This window comes from Roseibium sp. RKSG952 (genome assembly GCF_009711355.1).
Window position 1 is genome coordinate 36,341 of the sequence record NZ_SMMF01000931.1, and the last position, 16,641, is coordinate 52,981.

Below are 16,641 nucleotides of genomic sequence, written 5' to 3' on the forward strand. Positions count from 1 at the left end.
ACCATTTTCATAAAATGCTCCGCATTGGGCGGAGAGGCAGCCAACCCGTCATCGTGACCGACAGATTGACACGGGTTTATTCAAAATTGGAGCAAATCTTTAATGAATGGTTAACTTCTGGTGATGAATTGCAGCGACAGTGAGTCTTGCCCTATCGCCCCGGATGGCATTAGGTGCGGCAAGCAAGCGGGTCGCAGGCAAAAAAGGAAAGGGCAGTCATGATCAGATCCATGACCGGGTTCGCCTCGGGCAAAGGAGAGTTCGGGCCTCACAGCTGGACCTGGGAACTGCGCAGTGTGAACGGCAAGGGGCTGGACATGCGGTTGCGTGTCCCTGAATGGCTGACCGGGCTTGAGACAGCGTTGCGGGCGGAGATGTCAAAATCGCTGAGCCGGGGTAACGTGACTTTGTCCCTGCGGCTGAGCAGAGAAGAAACAGCGACAGAGCTTAAACTCAACGAAGCAGCGATGACTGCAGCTTTAAGGGCGTTGGTGCAGACGCAAGTAATGGCTGAAGAACATAGCGTGGAACTGAGCCAACCCTCGGCGGCTGAACTGATTGCCATCAAAGGTATGTTGGACTCGGGCGGTGAACTGGATGACCCAGCACCGTTGGTTCAGGAGTTGAAGTCAGAGTTTGGTGGTCTGCTGGTAGCTTTTCTGGATATGCGTCAAACCGAAGGTGAGGCGTTGTCTACTGTTTTGAACGGACAACTGGATCTCATTTCCGAACTGACCAGCCAAGCTGCCGCGCTGGCTGAAAAGCGCAAAGACCTGATGGCAGAAACATTGCGCGACAACCTCGCGCGCGTGCTGGAAAACGCGCAGGGCGTTGATCCGGATCGTGTTGCGCAGGAACTAGCCCTGATCGCGGTCAAAGCTGACATCACCGAAGAAATTGATCGTTTGGCGACGCATGTAACCGCGGCACGCGCTTTGTTGTCGCAAGAGGGACCGGTTGGACGAAAGCTGGATTTCCTGATGCAGGAATTCAATCGAGAGGCCAATACCTTGTGTTCCAAATCTCAGAATGCCGAACTGACTGCGGTGGGGTTGGAACTCAAAGCGGTCATAGATCAGTTGCGCGAGCAAGTGCAGAACGTTGAATAAATACGGGAAAGACTAACGATGGCGGATCGCCGAGGCCTACTTATCATTCTGTCTTCACCCTCGGGCGCTGGGAAATCCACCCTGGCCAAAAGGTTGATGAAATGGGACCCTGAGCTTGAGTTCTCGGTTTCGGCCACCACCCGGGCTCCGCGCCCCGGGGAGGAACACGGCCGCGAGTATTATTTCCTGAGTGAGGATGAGTTCAAACAGCAGGTTGCTGACGGACAGATGCTGGAACACGCCCATGTGTTCGGCAATTTTTACGGCTCACCAGCTGGTCCCGTGCGCTCATCAATCACCAGCGGCAGGGACGTCCTGTTCGATGTCGATTGGCAAGGTGAAGTCCAAATCCGTAATTCGGAGCTTGGCAAACATGCTTTGTCGATCTTCATCCTGCCTCCATCGATCCGAGAGCTTCGCCGTCGGCTGGAAACGCGCGGACAAGACAGCGAAGATGTGATTTCAAAGCGTATGCTCAAAAGCTGGGATGAGATCAGTCACTGGGGCTACTATGACTACGTACTGATCAATGATGATCTGGATGCTACCGAAGCCAAACTAAAAACCATCGTGAGCGCTGAGCGGATGCGCCGGATCCAACAGCCGGATCTGCAAAATCACGTTCGTGCACTGCAAAATGAGTTCGAGGCCCTGTCATGACTATTTATGCGCTTGGTGATCACGCTCCTCAGATCCACGAAGATACTTGGGTCGCGCCAGATGCAAACCTTGTCGGCAAAGTCGTGATGGAGCAGGGGGCTTCGGTCTGGTTTGGCTGCACGATCCGAGCTGATCATGAGGAAATTCGTGTCGGGGAAGGCAGCAACATTCAGGAAAACTGCGTTATGCATATCGATGCCGGGTTTCCGTTGACCATCGGTAAGAACTGCACCATTGGGCATAAGGTCATGCTGCATGGCTGCACGATTGGCGACAATACTCTGATCGGTATGGGCGCTATCGTATTGAACGGTGCAAAGATCGGTAAGAACTGCCTGATCGGGGCCGGGGCTCTGATAACAGAAGGTAAGGAAATCCCTGACAACTCTTTGGTCATGGGGTCGCCGGGTAAGGTCGTCAGGCAGCTTGATGAGGCCGCCGCCCAGCGCATTACGTTCAGTGCGCTGCACTATCAGGACAACATGCGCAAGTTTCGGGACACTCTCAAACCCGTCATATGAACAAGCCATCTCAGAGGATTGATCCATGACCGGCGATCTGTTGAACGAAGTCGTCTCGGCCATTCCGATGCCTGCTCTGATGGTTGATCAGACTGAACGGATTATTGCCGCCAACACTGATTCAAGGACACTGCTGGGCCAGAATATCGTTGGCCGTCATTTTGCGACAATTCTTCGCCAACCTCAGGTAATCGACGCAATTGAGCAAAGCCTGCGCTCTAAAGGTACTGCTAAAGCGCGGCATCTGTCGAATGATGGTGCTCAGGACACAACGTTTGAGATTCAGTGCCGGTACATGAAAGGGGTTGGCGCCGTCGAAGGCGGTGCTGTGTTGGCGACGTTTCAGGACGTTACACACCTGGAACAGGCAAGCCAGATGCGGCGCGACTTTGTAGCCAATGTCAGCCATGAGTTGCGTACCCCTCTGACCGCATTGATGGGCTTCATCGAAACTCTGCGTGGCCCTGCCCGAGAGGACGTAATCGCCCGTGATCGATTTCTTCAAATCATGAACGACGAAGCTAACCGGATGAACAGGCTGGTTGGTGATTTGCTGTCATTGAACCGCGTCGAAAGCGAAGAGCGGGTTCGACCGAAAGAGCAGCTGGAGCTTACAGGTCTGCTGGAATCGACCCTCAATTCACTGCGCCCGCTGGCTGATGATGCCGGAGTTGTCTTGAAGTTGAACGCGCCGGATGCGCCGATTTCACTGGTTGGTGACAGCGATCAACTGCGTCAGGTTTTTACCAATCTGATTGAGAATGCGATCAAGTATGGCGGTAGCGGCGGCAGTGTTGATGTGTTGGTGACCATTTCTGAACGCGATGCTGCAATGCGCGGACCTGCTGTTCGGGTCCAGATTGTGGACAAGGGACCGGGCATCGATGCGGTGCATCTGCCCAGATTGACCGAGCGATTCTACCGTGCCGACAGTCACAGATCCCGAGAACTGGGTGGGACCGGGCTTGGGCTAGCGATCGTGAAGCATATTGTGAATCGTCATCGCGGGCGACTTCGCGTGGAAAGCGATCTTGGGAAAGGTTCAGTCTTTACAGTGATTTTGCCGCGCTGAAGGACGGGTTTTGATCCGTTCGCCGATGTCCTTACCCATCGTCAAGTTAAGAAAACCTAAGAAATTCGTGAGTTGTCATAAAACCGTTACGTATGTGTCACAAAAGGCTTACGCGCGGTACTTAGGGGTGCCGACAAGATCATCATGGGGGTGATCAATGTATATCATTACCAAGGAGACTGAGATGTCCTTTGTGAAACTGTCGGCTTCGGCGCTTGCTATCGCTGCCGTATCGGCCACCGCTGCTGCTGCTCGTGACCAAGTACAGGTTGCTGGTTCTTCGACCGTTCTGCCTTACGCGTCGATCGTTGCTGAAGCCTTCGGTGAGAACTTTGACTTCCCGACACCGGTTGTTGAATCGGGTGGTTCTTCGGCAGGCCTGAAGCGCTTCTGCGAAGGTGTTGGCGAAAACACCATCGACGTTGCAAATGCCTCGCGCGCCATCCGTGAAAAAGAAATCAAAGCTTGTGCCGAAAACGGCGTAACCGACATCATCGAAGTTCAGATCGGTTATGACGGCATCGTTTTCGCATCCGACATCAATGGCAACTCGTTCGAGTTCACCCCGGAAGACTGGTACAAAGCTCTGTCCGCTCAGATCGTTGTTGACGGCCAGCTGGTCGACAACCCGAACAAAACCTGGGCCGACGTGAACCCTGCGTTCCCGGCGCAGCCGATCGCAGCATTCATCCCGGGCACTAAGCACGGCACCCGTGAAGTGTTCGAAGACAAAGTGATCCTGGCTGGTTGTGAGCATCTGGGTGACTTCGACGCCTATCTGGCAGCTGCAGAAGGCGACAGCGACAAAGCCAAGAAGAAAGCGGCCGAGAAAGCCTGTATCGCTCTGCGCACCGACGGCGTTTCGGTCGACATCGACGGCGACTACACTGAAACTCTGGCTCGTATCGACAGCAACAAGGATGGCATCGGCGTCTTTGGTCTGGCGTTCTACGAGAACAACACCGACAAGCTGCAGGTTGCGACCATGTCGGACGTTGTTCCTTCGACCGAATCCATTGCTTCGGGTGAATACCCGGTTTCGCGCCCGCTGTTCTTCTACGTGAAGAAAGCCCACATCGGCGTGATCCCCGGCCTGAAAGAATATGCCGAGTTCTTCGTCGCTGACGAAATCGCTGGCCCCGATGGTCCGCTGGCAGAATACGGCCTGGTATCTGACCCTGAGCTGGTCAAGGTACAGGAAGCTGTTGCCAACGAAACCGTTCTGGGCGGCGGTTCCTAATCACCCTTGCTAACGGAACCGGGGCGATTTATGCGCGCCCCGGTTCTTTTTGACTCCAAGTCTGCCATTCCTACGGAGTTCTCATGGCGTTATCCTGGCTGTTGCTTATCCTGCTTGCGCTGGCAGTGATTGGATACTTTGCGGGTCGGTCCCGCGCTCTGGCAAGTGTGGGAGGTGACACCCGCGATTTGCACTCTCTGCCATCCTACTATGGCTACAACGTTGCGCTAACAGCACTGGTTCCGGCCTTGGGCGTGTTGATTATCTGGCTCTTGGTGCAGCCAATGATCGTGAACAGCACAGTATCCGGCCTTATTCCTGATCAAGCGATCCCCGAAGGTTCAGATCGCGGCTTGGTCATGAGCGAGGTGCGCCGTGTAGCTTATGGTCTGGAAGGTGCCGTCGCGAGCGGTGCAATGACCGAAACACAGGCGCAGGACGGCAGCGCAGATATCGAGACCCTGACCAAAACGCTGAAAGATGCAGGGCAGGTTCTGACACAGGATATTACGCAGCCCATTTTGGTGGCGGCGCAAAAGTTCCGCAGCATGACATCAACCGGCAAGGTTGCGATGCAAGTCGTCGTACTGGCTCTGGCGCTGCTTGGTGCGGCCTTTGCTTATGTGCGTACGCACAAGGAGTTCCGGGCCCGCAATGTGGTAGAGCAGGGCGTACTGGCGCTGTTACTGTTGGCCGCGTCAATCGCGATCCTCACTACAGTCGGAATCGTTCTTTCAATGTTGTTCGAGACAATGAACTTCTTCCAACTGCATTCTTGGAAGGATTTCTTCTTCGGCAGCACCTGGGCCCCAAACTTCCGCGGAGGCAGCGAGCTGTCTATCTTGCCGCTGCTGTGGGGGACACTGTATATCTCGGTAATCGCATTGCTGGTGGCCGTGCCGATCGGCCTCTTTGCCGCGATTTACCTTTCCGAATATGCATCGGGCGCGACACGATCGATCGCCAAGCCTTTGCTTGAAATTCTCGCCGGTATCCCGACCATCGTTTATGGTCTATTCGCGTTGCTGACCGTTGGTCCGGCACTCGTGTCGATGTTTGGCCAAGGCGGCACGCTGGGCGTCGGCTGGATGGCCAGTTCCAACGCAGTTCTGACCGCCGGGCTGGTGATGGGGATCATGCTGATCCCGTTTGTGTCATCGCTGTCGGATGATATCATCAATGCCGTGCCACAATCCATGCGCGATGGTTCGCTGGGTCTTGGCGCAACCCATTCCGAAACTGTGCGCAGTGTAATCCTGCCAGCAGCGCTGCCGGGTATCGTCGGAGCGGTTCTGCTGGCCGCCAGCCGCGCCATCGGTGAAACGATGATCGTTGTTATGGCTGCTGGTGCAATTGCCAAGTTTTCGGGCAACCCGTTCGAGGCTATGACCACAATCACGACGCGGATCGTCAGCCAGTTGACCGGGGACACTGACTTTGCCAGCCCCGAAACGCTGGTCGCGTTTGCGCTGGGTCTGACCCTGTTCATCATCACGCTGGGGCTAAATATCTTCGCCCTCTACATCGTACGCAAATACCGGGAGCAGTACGAATGACCGATATTTCCCAAACACCTGGCGCTGCTCCGACCGCTAAACCTAAGAGTGGTTCGCTGTTCGAAAAGGACGCGCGCACTAAGCGGCGTAACGCGGCTGAAAGCCGGTTCAAGATGTACGGTATCGCCGCCATCGGTATCGGGCTGCTGATGCTGATCGTGCTGGTGACGAACATTGTGACCGCCGGTACCGGAGCCTTCCAGCAAACCTATCTTGAACTGGATGTCGACTTGAAGGCCGACAAGTTGGATAAGAAGGGCAATCGGAATATCGAGGACATCAAGAAGGTGTCGACCTTTGGTTATGCGCCTCTGATCGCCTCTGCGCTGGAATCCGAAGTTGCAAAACTTGGTATTCAGACCGATTTGTCGGCCAAGGACATGGGCAAAATCCTGTCCAAAGCAGCCCAAGCTGAGTTGCGGAACTACGTCATCGCCAACCCTGATGAAATCGGCAGGACGGTCAGCTTCCGTTTTCTGACCAACAGCCGCGTTGATGGCTACATGAAAGGCCGCGTAACTCGCGAATCGATTGCCAACGATAAGAGTATCTCGGTCGAACAACTTGATTTCGTTGACCAGTTGCGGGATGCCGGAGTTCTTTACAAGGCGTTCAACCCGGACTTCATACTGGGCGCTGATGCCTCCGACCAACGGCCCGAGGCTGCGGGGATCGGTGTGTCCATGCTGGGTTCGCTGTTCATGATGTTTGTGGTTCTGGCGCTGGCGTTGCCGATTGGCGTTGCGGCCTCGATCTACCTAGAAGAATTCGCACCCCAGAACCGACTGACGGACATCATCGAGGTCAACATCTCGAACCTGGCCGCAGTACCGTCGATCGTGTTCGGTATTCTGGGTCTGGCCGTGTTCATCAACTACATGCACCTGCCGACGTCCGCGCCGCTGGTCGGTGGTCTGGTGCTGACGCTGATGACCTTGCCGACGATCATCATCTCGACCCGTGCTTCGCTCAAGGCGGTTCCGCCGTCGATCAGAGATGCGGCGTTGGGGGTAGGGGCCTCGAAAATGCAGGCCGTGTTCCATCATGTACTGCCGCTGGCCGCGCCCGGTATTCTGACCGGTACCATCATTGGTCTGGCGCAAGCGTTGGGGGAAACCGCTCCGCTGTTGCTGATCGGGATGGTGGGCTTTATTGCCTCGAACCCGCCCGATGGCATCGTTGCAGGCTTCCTGTCGCCAAACTCGGCCATGCCGGCGCAGATCTACGAATGGTCCAAGCGCGCCGACCCGGCCTTTTATGAACGCGCATGGGGGGGCATCATCATTCTGTTGATCTTCCTCGTCACAATGAACACGATTGCGGTCATCCTGCGCCGCCGCTTCGAACGCCGCTGGTAAGTGGAGGCTAAAATGAACGACATGTCACGAGTGGAGAGAACTGTGGACTCCAAAGATATCAAGATCGCCGCGAAGAATGTTCAGGTCTACTATGGCGATACCCACGCCATCAAAGATGTAGACGTGGAAATCGAAGACAAGACGGTTACCGCCTTCATCGGTCCTTCGGGCTGCGGCAAATCAACGTTTCTGCGTTGTCTGAACCGGATGAATGACACCATCGACATCTGCCGTGTCAAAGGGGATATCCTGCTGGATGGCGAGGATATCTATGACAAGCGAGTCGACCCGGTTCAGTTGCGGGCAAAAGTTGGCATGGTTTTCCAAAAGCCAAACCCGTTTCCGAAATCGATCTACGATAACGTAGCCTATGGTCCGCGTATCCATGGCCTTGCCAAGAACAAGGCGGAACTGGATGAGATCGTTGAAAAATCTCTGCGCCGAGGTGCGATCTGGGATGAGGTAAAGGATCGCCTCGACGCTCCGGGAACCGGACTGTCCGGTGGTCAGCAGCAACGTCTTTGCATCGCACGCGCCGTGGCAACCGCGCCCGAAGTTCTGCTCATGGACGAGCCATGCTCAGCGCTTGATCCGATCGCAACCGCTCAGGTCGAAGAACTGATTGATGAACTGCGCGAACGCTACTCGGTGGTGATCGTGACCCACTCGATGCAGCAGGCCGCGCGCGTCAGCCAAAAAACAGCGTTCTTCCACTTGGGCAACCTAGTCGAGTTTGGCGAAACCGGTCAGATCTTCACAAATCCGGTCGATCCTCGCACGGAAAGCTACATTACAGGCCGTATCGGCTGAACACAGGTATTCAGATATGACCGAACAACATATTGCATCCGCATTCGACCGGGATCTCGAAGCCATTCAGGCACACATCATGAAAATGGGTGGTCTGGTCGAGGCTGCGATTATGGGCGCTGCGCGTTCACTGGAAACACGTGACGAAGAACTGGCACAAGAGGTTCGCCAGGGCGACAAGGCTATTGACGCGTTGGAAGACGTTATCAACGAAGAAACCGCGCGCCTGATCGCATTGCGGGCTCCTACAGCGGGTGACTTGCGGTTGGTTCTTTCAGTACTGAAGGTTTCGGCCAACCTGGAACGTATCGGCGACTATTCCAAAAACATCGCCAAGCGGACTACGGTTCTGGTCAATGCCGGTGAGATTAACGGCAGCGCTGCCGCCTTGCGCCGCATGGCACGAGAGGTTGAGGTTATGCTGCGTGACGCTCTGGATGCGTACATCCAGCGTGATGCCGAGCTGGCCACCGATGTGATCGAACGCGATGAAGAAGTCGACCAGATGTACAATGGTCTGTTCCGCGAGTTCCTGACCTTTATGGCGGAAGATCCGCGCAACATCTCTTCGTGTATGCACCTGCATTTCATCGCCAAGAACATCGAGCGCATGGGCGACCATGTCACGGCAATTGCCGAGCAGGTCGTGTACCTCGTGACAGGTGAGCGCCCGACCGAGGCGCGGCCCAAAGCCGATACCACGTCGCAAACCGCCTAGGAGACAAGACAATGTCCGCTGATCAGCCAACAGTTCTGGTTGTAGAGGATGAATTGGCGCAGCGCGAAGTGCTGGCCTACAATCTTGAGGCCGAAGGCTTCCGCGTTTCCAAAGCGGCCAGCGGCGACGAAGCCATGCTGCTTGTGGATGAAGACAGCCCAGACATCATTGTTCTGGACTGGATGATGCCCAATCTCAGCGGAATCGAGGTTTGCCGGCGCCTGAAAACGCGCCCGGATACACGTTCGATCCCTATAATCATGCTGTCAGCCCGCAGTGAAGAGGTGGACAAGGTTCGCGGCCTGGAAACCGGCGCAGACGACTATGTGGTCAAGCCGTATTCGGTAGTCGAACTTATGGCTCGCGTCCGGACCCAGTTGCGCCGGGTACGTCCGGCGACGGTTGGTATCCGGCTGGAGTTCGATGACATCATCCTAGACTCGGAAACCCATAAGGTCAGCCGTGGCAACAAGCCTCTGAAACTTGGTCCCACAGAGTTTCGGCTGCTGAGTACGTTCATGGAAAAACCGGGCCGGGTCTGGAGCCGAGAGCAACTGCTGGATCGGGTGTGGGGCAGGGACATCTATGTTGATACCCGCACCGTGGATGTCCACATCGGGCGACTGCGGAAAGCACTCACACAGCACGGTGGCGAGGATCCTGTGCGCACAGTTCGAGGCGCTGGATATGCCTTGGGCTGAAGCCTATCGCGGCAGCGTTTCCTCGGTCTGTGCCTGAGAAGCAAGCCAGTGCCGGAACTCTCGCAAAGACGGGTCATTGGATTTGGATTTAGGCCAGACCAGATAATATGCGCCCATGGTTTCCACGGCATCTGGAAAGACAGCAATCAGTTTGCCTGTCGCCAGATCCTGCTCGATCAAATAGTTCGGTAGCAGCGCGACACCAAGGCCATGCAACGCAGCCTGATTGATGGTTGTAAACTGATCATGAACTGTGCCGGGCAGGGCATCCGGATGATGAACGCCCATTTGGCGAAACCATTCCTGCCAGGCTGCCGGGCGGGTCTGTATGTGCAACAATGGCAGTTTCAGAAGATCAGCGGGTGAACGAAGTCGCCCGGTCGGTAGCAAGGAAGGCGAGCAAACCGGTAGGACGCGTTCGACACTAAGCAGAAGGCGCTCTGTTCCCGGCCAGTCAGGTTCACCAAAATGTAGTGCTGCATCAAATGGTTCTGCGGTAAAGTTAAATGGCCGCAGGCGCGTTGACATGTTGATTGTGATATCAGGATGCAGGCGCGCGAAGTCAGGTAAGCGTGGTACAAGCCAACGCATACCGAAAGTAGGTAGGATGGCCAGGTTCAGGGTACCCCCAACTGGCGCAACGTGAAGTTTCAGCGAAGCCTGTGCTATGTGGTTCAATCCCTGCCGAATTTCGGCGACGTATTCCTGTGCAGCCGGCGTCAGTGATAGTCGTTTTCGGTCCCGGCTGATCAGTTCCACACCCAATTGATTTTCCAGTGTTTGCAACTGGCGGCTGACTGCACTTTGAGTAAGCGCAAGTTCGTCAGCCGCTGCAGAAGCTGATCCAAGGCGATCCAGCGCTTCAAGCGCACGGAGCGAGGAGATTGACGGGAAAAGGCGTCGGGTGGTTTCCATGTATGCGATATACTCATGGAAACATGCAAATGTCTCGCTGTTTTTTGCGGTTTTGTCAGGGTAGGGTGCGGCAAACAGAATTAAGGAGCTGCAAGATGAACGCCCCAGAAACAAAACCTGTCCTTCGCGCAAAAGATGCTCCGGACCTTGGTAACTTTACTTGGGACGATCCATTCCGTTTGTCCGATCAGTTGAATGAGGACGAACGCCTGATCGCCGATAGTGCACGTGCGTATGCGCAAGAGAAGCTACAGCCGCGCGTTACCAAGGCATTTGAAAATGAGGAAACTGATCCCGGAATCTTCCGCGAAATGGGCGAAATGGGCCTGTTAGGGACTACTATTCCCGAGGAATACGGTGGGATTGGCGCGGGCTACGTAACCTATGGGCTGGTTGCTCGTGAGGTCGAGCGCGTGGATTCTGGTTATCGTTCGATGATGTCAGTTCAAAGCTCGCTGGTGATGTATCCAATCTATGCCTACGGCAGTGAGGAACAGCGACGGAAGTATCTTCCAAAGCTCGCAAGTGGCGAATGGATCGGTTGTTTTGGTCTGACTGAGCCCGACGCCGGATCTGATCCTGCCGGCATGAAGACACGCGCAGAAAAGACTGATGGCGGTTACCGTCTGACCGGCAGCAAGATGTGGATTTCCAACTCACCGATTGCGGATGTGTTTGTGGTCTGGGCGAAATCTGATGCACATGACGGTAAAATCCGAGGCTTTGTGCTGGAGAAAGGCATGAAAGGCCTCAGTACGCCAAAGATTCAGAACAAGTTGAGCCTGCGCGCATCGATCACCGGTGAAATCGTGATGGATAGCGTTGAGGTAGACGAGGGCGCCTTGCTGCCGCACGTTCAGGGCCTCAAAGGACCATTTGGTTGCCTCAATCGTGCACGTTATGGGATCAGCTGGGGTGTGATGGGATCAGCTGAGTGTTGCTGGCATGCAGCTCGTCAATACGGTTTGGACCGGAAGCAGTTCAATCGTCCTTTGGCGCAAACGCAGCTGTTCCAGCGCAAACTGGCTGATATGCAGACCGAGATTGCGTTGGGTCTTCAGGCCAGCTTGCGTGTTGGCCGTCTGTTAGATCAGGCCGAAGCTGCACCAGAGATGATTTCGATCGTAAAGCGCAACAATTGCGGCAAGGCACTGGATATCGCTCGGATGGCGCGTGACATGCATGGTGGCAACGGAATTTCGCTGGAATTCCAGGTCGTGCGGCACATGATCAATCTGGAAACTGTGAACACCTATGAAGGAACGCATGACGTTCATGCACTGATCCTAGGGCGGGCACAAACCGGGCTGCAGGCGTTCTACTGAACCATATGACAGATATCGTGTAATCGGTATTATGTTATTTACACAACCTATGAACACTGCCAATGTTCGCATTGGCGGTGTTTTTACAAGATGTTACGCTGTGATTTGAAACAGATACAGCGGGCCCCCAGATGGAACTTAAAGACAAAGTAATTGTCATTACCGGAGCTGCCGGTGGTATTGGCAAAGGACTGGCTGAGCGGTTCGCCCGCGAAGGTGCACGTATCGTTTGTGCAGATCTAAATTTACCCGAAGCTCAAGCAGTCGCTGATGCGATCAAGGGCAAAGCCATCAAATGCGATGTATCCAGTGAAGATGACATCCAGGCGTTGATCGAAGCCGTCGAAAGCACACTCGGGCCAATCGACCTCTTTTGTGCCAATGCAGGAATTCTGACTCTTGGCGGGCTTGAGGTGCCGGATGAAGATTGGGACCGGATCTGGAAAATCAATGTCATGTCGCATGTGTGGGTCGCACGTCATCTGGTGCCAAGGATGGTTGAGCGTGGTCACGGCTACATCCTGACAACTGCATCAGCTGCTGGATTGTTGAACCAACCTGGCGCTGCTCCATATGGGGTTACCAAACACGCAGCCGTGGGTTTTGCCGAGTGGCTTTCTCTGACTTACGGCAATCAAGGTATACGCGTTTCGGTATTATGTCCGCAGGCTGTCAGGTCCGAGATGACGCGCGGACACGAAAATTCGGTTGCCGCAATCGATGGAATGCTTGAGCCAGAAGATGTGGCGCAGGCCTGTGTAGAAGCAATCGCTGAAGAGCGCTTCCTTGTTTTGCCGCATCCGCAGGTACTCGATTATATGCGTTTGAAAACAGCTGACTATGATCGATGGCTGGGCGGAATGCGGAAGCTAAATCAACAGTTTGCCGGTGAAACCTAAGATCTTTTTTGTGGTTTGCGCAACAGCCCTTCCTGTGCCACCGACGCGACAAGAGTGCCATCTTGGGAATAGATTGACCCGCGGTTAAAGCTACGTCCCTGCCCCGTCCATGGCGACTCCATCGAATACAAATGCCAGTCCTGAAACTGCACTGGCGCGTGGAACCACATCGCGTGATCGAGGCTTGCGCCATTGATTTCACCGGTAAACCAGCTGAGCCCATGCGGACGCATGCCCGAGCTCAGCAGGCTCATATCAGATGCATATGCCAACAAAAGGTGTTGCGTCACCTGGCTTGCTTGATCGGCGGCCTGCATCCGGAACCAGATATGGTTATGATCATCTGCTTTCTCTGGCTGAAACAGGTCCAGCGGCTCAATTTCTCGCACGTCAATCGGACGTTCACGTAGGAATTCCGTGCGTAGCCTTTCAGGAACGCGAGGTAGATATCTTTGCCTTAACTCATCCCGCGTGGCGTGCTTTTCCGGCGGTTCCACGTCCGGCATTTTATGCTGGTGATCCCAGCCGTCATCCTGAATGTGAAAGGACGCCGACATGTTCAGGATTTGCTTTCCGTGTTGAATGGCAACAACGCGACGGGTTGTGAATGAACCTCCATCTCGTGCCCGATCAACTTGATATATAACCGGAATCTCTGGATCGCCGGGCCTTATGAAATAAGCATGTAGCGAGTGACACAAACGACCCTCAACGGTCCGATACGCTGCCGCCAATGCCTGTGCGATCACCTGTCCGCCAAATATGCGCATTGGCGTCTCACCGCCCGATCCGGTGCCGCGGAACAGATCGACCTCAAGGCGTTCAATGTTCAAAAGGTCCAGCAGAATGCGTTCGGCTTCAGTCATATCCGACTCTCCGGTTTGGTTTTGCCATCGGGTAGCAGCCCTACGGCCCTCATTCAATCAATGCCCCAAGGACAAGCCCCTTGAGTTCTGATCGCGACGGGTAGGAGCTGGACGGCGAAAGTTGGGTGAAGAACACACAAGTGAAATCGTTCTCACGGTCAATCCAGAAGAAAGTTGAGGCCATTCCACCCCAACTAAAGTCGCCAACAGAGCCCGGCGTGCGGGCACGCGCCGGATCGAGAACGACGGCGCCGGCCAAACCAAAGCCCATGCCTTCCATAGGTTGTTCAGCAAAGCTATGCGGCCCCATTGATGCGATGTCACCGGGTAAGTGATTGCGCATCATGAAGTCGACGGTCTTTGAACCCAGTAGTCTGTTGCCGTTGAGTGTTCCTTTGTTGCGTAGCATCTCTGCAAATCTGGCATAGTCGTCAATCGTTCCGACCAATCCTCCGCCACCGGAAAATGTTGAGGCATTCTCGAACGGTGATTGACCGGGCTGATCCGTCAGACGCAAGGTTTCCCCACCGCTTTTAGCCGCATTCAGGGCCATCGCGTCACCTTCTAGCGGGGTGTAGAGCGAGGCAAATCGATCCCCTGCCCGTGAAGGCACGGAAAAGGCAGTCTCTTGCATCCCCATTGGTGCAAATATTTGTTCTGCGAAGAACTGATCCAGCGTTTGTCCCGAAACAACTTCGATCACGCGCCCGATTACATCAATCCCGACCGAATATTCCCATTGAGTTCCCGGTTTAAATGCGAGCGGGAGTTGCGCCAACTCTTTGACTTTGTCTGCCAAGTGCCCTTGGTTTGGCCCAAAAATCAGGTCCAGCTCATCCATTGCCGCTGGCAAAATGCCGGGGTTGAATGGATAGCTTAAACCGCTGGTATGGGTGAGCAACTGGTGCAGTGTGGGTGTCGGAGCATCTTCGGTTTGATCAATGCGCTCAGCATTTGGGACCAAGGCCTGCATATCCCGAAATTCTGGGATGAACTCTAAAACGGGTGCTTCCAGATGGAACAATCCGCGCTCTGCCAGCATCATCAATGCGACAGATGTTATTGGCTTGGTCATCGAGTATATTCGGACCAGGGTATCCCGCTTAAATGGAAGATTGTTCTCGACACTACGCTGCCCACAGGTGTGAAAAAAAGCTTCTCGTCCACCCTGGTGCAGCAATATTGAACTGCCTGCGTATTTTCTTTGGTCTACATAGCCTTGCATCCAATCGCGGATGCGATCCAACCGTGCTGTATCAAAATTTGCCGTCACGATCCCTACCCGCTCAATACCCTCATTTGAGGTGATCTTGCCGCCTTGTCCGATGAAACGACAGACAAAAAATGAAAGAGTTTGCCTGAAAGGCCAAAGCAGTATCGGCGCTTGCACAGAGACGCTGCTAAACTGAAACAGGTAAAGATTCGCAGTTTTTTGTCTTCCCCCGTATCAGAGAATTATTTCGGAGTAAGATCATGCCGCATAGTGTTGATTTTATGTATGATTTTAGTAGTCCTAATGCGTTTCTTGCACACAAGGTACTACCGGATCTGATCAGTCGCCGCTCGGCCGATCTGCGGAATGTTCCGATACTACTAAGTATTGTTTTTAAGGCAACGAATAACCAGAGCCCCTTTCAGGCCTTTGCGGAGAACCGACAAAAATCGGCCTACCTGACGCATGATCTACACCGTTTCGCGCGTCGTCGCGGAATTAGCTTTCACATGAGCCCGCATTTCCCTCTGAACACAAAATTCGCCATGCGAGGTGCCGTGTTTGCGATGGGTAAACCGTGGGAAAGCAAATACATAGACGCCATATTTGACGCAATTTGGGTGCATGGCCAAAAGATCGATGACCTTAACGTTTTGTCTGATGTTCTTCAGGAAAATGGTCTTCCTATAAGAAAGATCCGTGAAGCGATCTCGAGCGCCGACATCAAACAGAAGTTGAAAGAGCAAACCAAGGCAGCGGTGAGGAGTGGTGTGTTTGGCGTACCCAGCATGTTCGTCGGGCCCGAGATGTTCTTTGGAAAGAACAGCCTGGGGAATTTGGACCTTGAGCTTTCGCTGGACAAGTAGGCGCTAAGGCCGCATCCCCAATTCGTGTGCTGCAGACTTCAATCTTTCAGCGTGTTCTTTTTCCAGTTCTTCCGGTGTGACATAGAAACTAGGCCCACCGATATTCAGGCCGAAGAACCTGTCATCTTGCGGTGAAGGAACTGGAACAGAGATGGCATGAACATCGTCGCGCCAGAGCGAGTATCCGGTGCAATACCCATGCCTATCATATTCATCTTGCGCAGTTTTTATCGAATCTTGCAGCTGAACCTTGCCCAAGTCGAGATCTTGTTTTGCAGCTTCGATTGCTGCCTCTTGGCGGTCTTGGGGCATTCCAACCAGAATGGAGCGACCCATTGCGGAGGTGAACAATGGCAGGCGTGATCCGACATGCATGGTTAGCGCAACATTCTCGGTCGATCGGTTTACCGCCACATAGATCACTTCGGCGCGGTGGGCTTCACCCAGTGCGACCGTAAGATAGGGGTTCGCTCCGCTTCTTAGATCGCGCAACACATCCGTCGCGCGTTCGCAGATATCCGTTCCGGCCAAGACGCTGAAACCCAGCCTCAGAACCCCTGCCCCAAGCCTATATGAGCCCCCGGGATGATCCTGAACCAAATAGCCAAGCTGGCAGAGTGTGTGGGTCAATCGAGAAATTGTGGGTTTCGGCAAACCTGTTCGATCAGAGAAATCGGTATTGGTTAAAGTTGCCTCACCATGGCGAAAACAGCGCAGAATTTGCAGGCCACGCGCAAGCGAAGTGACAAAGTTTCTGTCTTTTTCCCCTTGACCGGGTTCAGCTAGATCATCTGTGGCCATACGCGTTTCCG

At 54.3% G+C, this 16,641-nt stretch carries 17 protein-coding genes; 13 read left to right on the top strand and 4 right to left on the bottom strand.

Going from position 1 to position 16,641, the window contains the following annotated elements; translation table 11 throughout:
• Positions 1 to 218: 218 nt before the first annotated feature.
• The 10 genes from E1297_RS24680 to phoB all read left to right on the top strand — a co-directional run bounded on the left by E1297_RS24680 (position 219) and on the right by phoB (position 9,745).
• Complete coding sequence (locus E1297_RS24680; RefSeq protein ID WP_155143160.1) at positions 219 to 1,109, top strand: YicC/YloC family endoribonuclease; 891 nt, start codon at positions 219 to 221, stop codon at positions 1,107 to 1,109.
• Between the two features lie 18 nt (positions 1,110 to 1,127).
• On the top strand, positions 1,128 to 1,769 hold the full coding sequence (gmk, locus tag E1297_RS24685) for a guanylate kinase (protein ID WP_155143161.1): 642 nt from the start codon (positions 1,128 to 1,130) through the stop codon (positions 1,767 to 1,769).
• Entirely contained in the window at positions 1,766 to 2,290 is a 525-nt protein-coding gene (locus E1297_RS24690) for a gamma carbonic anhydrase family protein (RefSeq protein WP_155143162.1), read from the top strand. Before gmk ends, E1297_RS24690 begins: the two co-directional genes overlap by 4 nt.
• Before the next feature lie 25 nt (positions 2,291 to 2,315).
• Entirely contained in the window at positions 2,316 to 3,362 is a 1,047-nt protein-coding gene (locus E1297_RS24695) for an ATP-binding protein (RefSeq protein WP_155143163.1), read from the top strand.
• A 184-nt stretch (positions 3,363 to 3,546) separates the two neighbouring features.
• Positions 3,547 to 4,602 carry a substrate-binding domain-containing protein gene (locus E1297_RS24700; protein ID WP_155143164.1) on the top strand — a complete coding sequence of 352 codons (1,056 nt, stop codon included), beginning with the start codon at positions 3,547 to 3,549 and terminating at the stop codon, positions 4,600 to 4,602.
• 83 nt (positions 4,603 to 4,685) lie between these two features.
• Positions 4,686 to 6,158, top strand: coding sequence for a phosphate ABC transporter permease subunit PstC (gene pstC, locus E1297_RS24705; protein ID WP_155143165.1), 1,473 nt, complete (start codon positions 4,686 to 4,688; stop codon positions 6,156 to 6,158).
• Positions 6,155 to 7,516 (top strand): phosphate ABC transporter permease PstA, encoded by a 1,362-nt coding sequence (gene pstA / locus E1297_RS24710; RefSeq protein WP_155143166.1) that lies wholly within the window; start codon positions 6,155 to 6,157, stop codon positions 7,514 to 7,516. Before pstC ends, pstA begins: the two co-directional genes overlap by 4 nt.
• A gap of 12 nt (positions 7,517 to 7,528) precedes the next feature.
• Positions 7,529 to 8,326: a phosphate ABC transporter ATP-binding protein PstB gene (pstB, locus tag E1297_RS24715; RefSeq protein WP_155143167.1), complete on the top strand. Its 798-nt coding sequence runs from the start codon at positions 7,529 to 7,531 to the stop codon at positions 8,324 to 8,326.
• Positions 8,327 to 8,342: 16 nt separating this feature from the next.
• Positions 8,343 to 9,044, top strand: a complete 702-nt coding sequence (gene phoU / locus E1297_RS24720; RefSeq protein ID WP_155143168.1) for a phosphate signaling complex protein PhoU — start codon at positions 8,343 to 8,345, stop codon at positions 9,042 to 9,044.
• 11 nt (positions 9,045 to 9,055) lie between these two features.
• The gene (gene phoB, locus E1297_RS24725) at positions 9,056 to 9,745 is read left to right on the top strand and encodes a phosphate regulon transcriptional regulator PhoB (protein WP_155143169.1); all 690 of its coding nucleotides are present in this window, start codon (positions 9,056 to 9,058) and stop codon (positions 9,743 to 9,745) included.
• Positions 9,746 to 9,748: 3 nt separating this feature from the next.
• On the opposite strand, the gene E1297_RS24730 is transcribed toward phoB, so the two are convergent.
• The gene (locus tag E1297_RS24730; RefSeq protein ID WP_155143170.1) at positions 9,749 to 10,660 is read right to left on the bottom strand and encodes a LysR family transcriptional regulator; all 912 of its coding nucleotides are present in this window, start codon (positions 10,658 to 10,660) and stop codon (positions 9,749 to 9,751) included.
• 95 nt (positions 10,661 to 10,755) lie between these two features.
• Between E1297_RS24730 and E1297_RS24735 the strand changes: the two genes are divergently transcribed.
• Positions 10,756 to 11,985 (top strand): acyl-CoA dehydrogenase, encoded by a 1,230-nt coding sequence (locus E1297_RS24735; RefSeq protein WP_155143171.1) that lies wholly within the window; start codon positions 10,756 to 10,758, stop codon positions 11,983 to 11,985.
• 131 nt (positions 11,986 to 12,116) lie between these two features.
• Complete coding sequence (locus tag E1297_RS24740; protein ID WP_155143172.1) at positions 12,117 to 12,884, top strand: SDR family oxidoreductase; 768 nt, start codon at positions 12,117 to 12,119, stop codon at positions 12,882 to 12,884.
• Here the strand turns inward: E1297_RS24740 and E1297_RS24745 are convergent.
• Positions 12,881 to 13,750 carry an acyl-CoA thioesterase II gene (locus E1297_RS24745; RefSeq protein WP_155143173.1) on the bottom strand — a complete coding sequence of 290 codons (870 nt, stop codon included), beginning with the start codon at positions 13,748 to 13,750 and terminating at the stop codon, positions 12,881 to 12,883. The genes E1297_RS24740 and E1297_RS24745 overlap by 4 nt on opposite strands.
• 49 nt (positions 13,751 to 13,799) lie before the next feature.
• The gene (locus E1297_RS24750) at positions 13,800 to 15,140 is read right to left on the bottom strand and encodes a serine hydrolase domain-containing protein (protein ID WP_368669669.1); all 1,341 of its coding nucleotides are present in this window, start codon (positions 15,138 to 15,140) and stop codon (positions 13,800 to 13,802) included.
• An 83-nt stretch (positions 15,141 to 15,223) separates the two neighbouring features.
• On the opposite strand from E1297_RS24750, the gene E1297_RS24755 reads away from it, so the two are divergent.
• Positions 15,224 to 15,829, top strand: a complete 606-nt coding sequence (locus tag E1297_RS24755) for a 2-hydroxychromene-2-carboxylate isomerase (RefSeq protein WP_155143174.1) — start codon at positions 15,224 to 15,226, stop codon at positions 15,827 to 15,829.
• A 3-nt stretch (positions 15,830 to 15,832) separates the two neighbouring features.
• Here E1297_RS24755 and E1297_RS24760 read toward each other — a convergent pair whose 3' ends face one another.
• Positions 15,833 to 16,630 carry an IclR family transcriptional regulator gene (locus tag E1297_RS24760; RefSeq protein ID WP_155143175.1) on the bottom strand — a complete coding sequence of 266 codons (798 nt, stop codon included), beginning with the start codon at positions 16,628 to 16,630 and terminating at the stop codon, positions 15,833 to 15,835.
• Positions 16,631 to 16,641: the final 11 nt, after the last annotated feature.